Source organism: Streptomyces sp. NPDC020362 (assembly GCF_040642095.1).
Classification (GTDB): Bacteria; Actinomycetota; Actinomycetes; order Streptomycetales; family Streptomycetaceae; genus Streptomyces.
Window position 1 is genome coordinate 1 of the sequence record NZ_JBFAET010000357.1, and the last position, 5,084, is coordinate 5,084.

Annotated in this window: 3 protein-coding genes; 2 read left to right on the top strand and 1 reads right to left on the bottom strand. The window is 72.4% G+C overall.

Annotated features, from left to right (window positions below):
- The first annotated feature begins 70 nt into the window (after nt 1-70).
- Both AB0H32_RS46755 and AB0H32_RS46760 read left to right on the top strand, forming a co-directional pair.
- The gene (locus AB0H32_RS46755) at nt 71-709 is read left to right on the top strand and encodes a helix-turn-helix domain-containing protein (RefSeq protein WP_361135353.1); all 639 of its coding nucleotides are present in this window, start codon (nt 71-73) and stop codon (nt 707-709) included.
- A 387-nt stretch (nt 710-1,096) separates the two neighbouring features.
- Entirely contained in the window at nt 1,097-1,792 is a 696-nt protein-coding gene (locus AB0H32_RS46760; protein ID WP_361135356.1) for a hypothetical protein, read from the top strand.
- Between the two features lie 138 nt (nt 1,793-1,930).
- On the opposite strand, the gene AB0H32_RS46765 is transcribed toward AB0H32_RS46760, so the two are convergent.
- Nucleotides 1,931-5,084, bottom strand: a 3,154-nt coding sequence (locus AB0H32_RS46765) for a condensation domain-containing protein (RefSeq protein ID WP_361135358.1), incomplete at its 5' end; no start/stop codon positions are given.

Here is a 5,084-nt window from a genome sequence, read left to right on the forward strand (position 1 = left end):
TGAGTGTGCTCCCAGCGAGGTCCAGGTAATTTACCCAACGGAAAATTACCCTAGGGTAATATCTAGTCCCATGACAACGCTCCCCTCAAGGGCCGGCACCAAGGGCGTGCCCAGGGCCGCGCGCGAACAACAGGTCCTGGCCGCGGCCACCGAGGAGTTCGGCCGCCACGGCTACGAGGCCACGACCGTGGCCGCCATCGCCGCCCGCGTGGGCGTCACCAAGCCACTGCTGCACCATTACTTCGGCAGCAAGCAAGACCTCTACCTGGCCTGCCTGGACCCGGTCGGCGACCGGCTGCTGGGCGCCATCCGCGCCGCGATGGCCGAACACGGCTCCGGCCGGCCGCCGACCGCCCTGCGCGTGCTGGACGCCCTGTTCACCGCCCTGGACGGGCAGCGCGAGGCGTGGTTCGTCCTCTACGACGCCACGCTGCCGCCCGACAGCGACGCCGCCCGACGCGCGGCGCACTACCGAGACGCCATCGACGACCTCGCCGCGACCGGCACCGCCGGCCTCCTGCACACGGCCGGATCCAGCGACCCGCTGGACGCCGACGCCCTCAAATACGCCTGGCGCGGTCTGTGCACCGCCCTGGTCCGCTGGTGGGTCAGCCACCCCGACCAGTCGCCCGAAGCCATGACGCAACGCTGCGCACGGCTCTTCGCGGCCGGCCGCACCATCCTCGCCACCGGCGACGAGAGCACGTGAGCCGGACCGACGCCCCGCCCCTGCGGTCGCACCTCGTGAAGCCGCGCGCGCCGGCGGGTCGATGCCCGTGCCGTCCCGGACCACGCCGCAGTGACCGCCTCGGCGAGCACCCGTCCGCGCCGGTGGTGTTCCCCACTTCGAGGCAACGGGCAGCAGCAGCAACGCAGTTCGACATGACGGGACCCCCGTCCCGGTGAAGATGACGGCACCTCCGTCCCGGTGAACATGACGGGACTCCCATCCAGGTGAAATGGCCTCGCCGGCAACTGAGTACACGTACTCATGCGATCCCTCGCTCCCGCGCCCCACAGTGGTCATGAACACGGAAGGGGAACAACGGTGGGGCATCGACGGCGTACCAGAGCCGTTCTGGGCATGGTGTGCTCCGTGGCGCTGCTGGCGGTATCCGCCTGTTCGCCGGACAGCGCCACCAGCCCGAAGACCGTCCGCAAACTCGCCGGCAGCGCCGAGGCGGTGAGGACCCGCAAGCAGGTCGAGCAGGAGATGCGGAAGGCCATCGCCTACTGGGACGCCCACACTCCGCTCAAGCTCGGCCTGGTCACCCTGGAGGACTCGTGCACGGGCGGGCGGGCGAAGGAGTGGTTCTTCCAGGACGGTGACGACCGGTACAAGATCCGCTGCACGATGTACGTCACCGCCTACTTCGGCGCCGACCCCCACCGTGTGCCCGACACGATCGACGGCATCCTCGCCGCGGGCGACCCGGCCGGCTCCCGGATCCCCTTCGGCCACGACTTCGTCTACGCGACCAAGGTCGTCGACTACTACCGGGGCCGGACGGGCGACCCGCAGGGCCCGGGGACCGGTGAGCCGAACGAACTGTTCGACGCGGGTTCGGTCACGCTCGGCTGGGACCAGGTTCGCCAGAGCGGAAGGCGTGAGTTGATCGGGGAACCACGGCCGTGCTCCCCCGGCGATCCACCTGTCCGGCGGTGCCTGCGTGAGCCGGCCTCCACCAGCGTGGCGGACCTGCGCAGCAAGTACGGCATGGTGTTCAAGCTCGACTTTGCTTCCAGCGAGTACTTCATCGTGTACAAGAGCGGCCAGGTAGTCAGCCGGTGATCGCTCGCCGACCGCCTGATGCCCGGCGCCCGAGACGGAGAAGGACCAGGCACGATCCTGCCGCATGCCAGTGGACCGATCCGCGCTGTACGACGGGAGCCCGGCGCTCCCGTGGGTGCTCCGGGCGCCGTCGGCGCGTCAGCCGTTGTCGGGCGTCATGCCGTCGATCATCTCGGCCAGCACCGTCCGTCGGTCCTCCCCCGGCCGCGCCCGCAGGGGACGGGCCAGGCGCGCGCTGTCGTAGTGCCAGCGGTGGTCGAGGTCCCGGGGGACGTCGTCGGTGTCGCGGAAGTCGCCGTGGGTGCCGAGCAGTTCCATGAGGTCGTGTGCGAGGTCGCGCCAGGACACGTGGCCGCTGCAGGCGTTGGCGACGCCGTGCACGGGGCGGTCCACGCACTCGACCACCGCGCGGGCCAGGGCGGCCGCGTGCACCCAGGAGGCCCCGTACCAGGCACGTCCGCCCGTGCCGGGACGTGGGAGTTCGATCGGTTCGCCGTGGCTGGCGGCCTGGTAGAGCCTGCCGATGGCTCCCCAGCGCAGCTGTTCCCGCAGCCGGTCGTGCGCGCCCCAGACGATCGGTGATCGCACGGCGCTCGCTCCCCCACGCCCCTCGGTTCCCGCAGCGCGCAGCACCATGGCCTCGCAGTCGAGTTTGGCCCTCCCGTACGGGCTGACGGGCTCGTAGTGCGGTGACTCCTCGGCGACCCGGTCCGCTCGGGGATGTCCGTAGGCGTCGACGCTGCTGACGAAGACGAACGGTCCGCGCCGCCAGGCTTCGGCCATCGTCTCCATGGCCGCCAGGTCCACCTCGGGCCGAGTGAAGGTGCAGGCGGCGTGGACGATCGCGTCCGCGCTCGCGACGGCGTCCCGCAGACCGGGCAGGTCGGAGAGGTCGCCCTCGACGACGTCGACGCCCTCGGTGGCGATCAGATGAGCGGACTCGGGCCGGGCGAGGGCCAGCACGGTACGGCCCTGGGCAGCCAGTTCCCGCAGGATGAACGCGCCTACGCCGCCTGTCGCTCCGGTGACCAGCACCGTGCCCGGGCGGATGTTCCGGGACCTGGCCGGGCCGCTCGAGGCCTTCGCGGCGGTCTGCCGCGCCGCGCGGTCGTCCAGGAGCGCGGTGAGCGCCCGGGGCGTACGTGCCTGGAGCACGTCGAGGCCCGTGAGCGGCAGTCCCAGCTCGGTGCGCAGTCGTTCGGCGAGCTGCACGGCGATCAGGGAGTGGCCGCCGAGGGTGAAGAAGTCGTCGTCGGGTGACGGGACGTGACCGAGCAGCGCGGTGAAGGTCTCGGTGACGGCTTCGGCTCGGGGGCCCGACGGGGTGCTCGGTACGGGGCGTCCGGGCAGCCGAGTGCGGTCGAGCGTGCCTGCAGTCGTGCGTGGCAGTGCGTCGAGCAGCGTGACCGTGGCGGGTACGGTCTCGGGCGCGAGCGACCGGCGCAGCAAACCCAGTAGTTCGTGCCTGGACGGGCCGATGCTGTCGTGCAGGACGGCATAGGCGATGAGCGGCCCCTGGGCGGGCCGGACCACCGTGGCGTCGGCGACCTGCGGGTGGGCGCGCAGGGCTTGGGCCGCCGGGTGGCGGGCGCCGCCGGCCGCCTCGCCGCTGTACCCGGCCGGCAAGGGCTGGGCAGCCGCCTCGGTCCGGCCCGACGACCGGGGCTGCGCGCCAGGGACGTCGCCCGCATCACGGTGCGCACCGGAAACATCGCCCGCATCGTCGCCCGGGCCGGAGATGTCCCCCGTGTCATCGCGCGGGCCGGGTATGTCCCCCGCGTCGTCGCGCGGGCCGGAGATGCGCGGCGTGGCGGTTCCGGGCTTCGTACCCGTATCGGGCTTCGTAGCGGAATCGGTCCTCACGCGGGGACCCGGCCGGTTGGTCAGCGCGAGTTCCGGGTCGGCCGCCGCCGCCTGGAGCAGGGCCGCGTAGTCCTGTGCGGTCGCCTCCGCCATGGCGTCGTCCAGGGCGTTCGGGTCGTACTGGACGAGGGCCACGGGCTGTGCGGCATCGCCCAGCCCCAGGCCGTAGGACAGGGTGAACTTCGCGCCGTCGGTGGTGACGTCGACGTACTCGGCCGACGTACCGGGCAGCCGGAGCACCGTGGGCTCGCCGATGACGTCGGAGGTGACGCGGACCAGTGCGGTGCCGTCGGCACCGCGCGCTCCGGCGCCGAGGCGTTCGAGGACGAGGTCGAAGGGGATGTGCCGGTGGCGCTGGGCCTCGAGGAGCGCGTCGCGTACCCGTTGCAGCAGCTCGTCGAAGGACGGGTCGCCGGAGGTGTCGACCCGTACGGGCAAGGTGTTGACGCACAGGCCGACCAGGCAGCGCATGGCGGTTCCGCTGCGGTGGGTGCCTGCCACGCCGATGACCAGGTCGTCGTCGCCGGTGAGGCGGTGCAGTGCGGCGAAGGCCGCGGTGAGCGACACGGCGAAGAGCGTGGCACGCCGCTCGGCGCCGAGCTGTCGCAGGGCGTCGGGCAGCGTGGGCGCGAGGGGCACGGTGTGCACGGCTGCCGGGCGGGCAGCGGTGTGCGGCACGACCGTCGTCGGGAGGGGCAGGCGGGGCGGGGCGGCGTCGGCCAGCAGGTCGCTCCAGCGGTCCAGTGCCGCCTGGAGGCCGGGGATCCCGTCGTGCTCGCGGCGCGCATGGTCGGCATACTGCGGCGGTGCGGCGAGTGTGTGCCGGCCGGTTCCGTCGGTGGCCGCCGTGTAGAGGGCGGCGAGTTCGGCGGCCACGGTTTCCAGTGACCCGCCGTCGACGGCGATGTGGTGGAACGTCAGCAGGACCGTGTGGTCCTGAGGTCCGTGGCGCAGGACGAGTGCACGTACGGCCTCTCCGGCCGTGAGGTCGAACGGCCGGGTCGCCTCCCGCTGCAGCAGAGCCGGGGCGTGCGTCGCGGCGGTGTCGACGACAGGTACGGGGACGGTCTGCGGTGCCGGGAGCACTTCCTGGTGGGGCTCGCCGTCATGGTCCGCGTAGCGGGTGCGCAGGATCCCGTGGCGGGCCACCAGTGAGGTGAGGGCGGTGGAGAACGCGGCGGGGTCGAACGGGCCGCGTACCCGGGTGGCGAACGGTACGTGGTAGGAGTCGCCCGCACCGCCGAGTCGTTCCATCAGCCACATGCGGCGCTGGGCACGGGAGAGTGGGAGGCGGCCGCGCTGCGGGGCAGTGTCGGACTCATGGGTGTCGTGTGGTGCGTGGCCGCGCCGAACTGCCGCACCTCGTACACCTGTTGGTGGAACTGCACGCCCTGGACCGGGCCTACTCCTTCGAGGGGCTGGTCGCCGC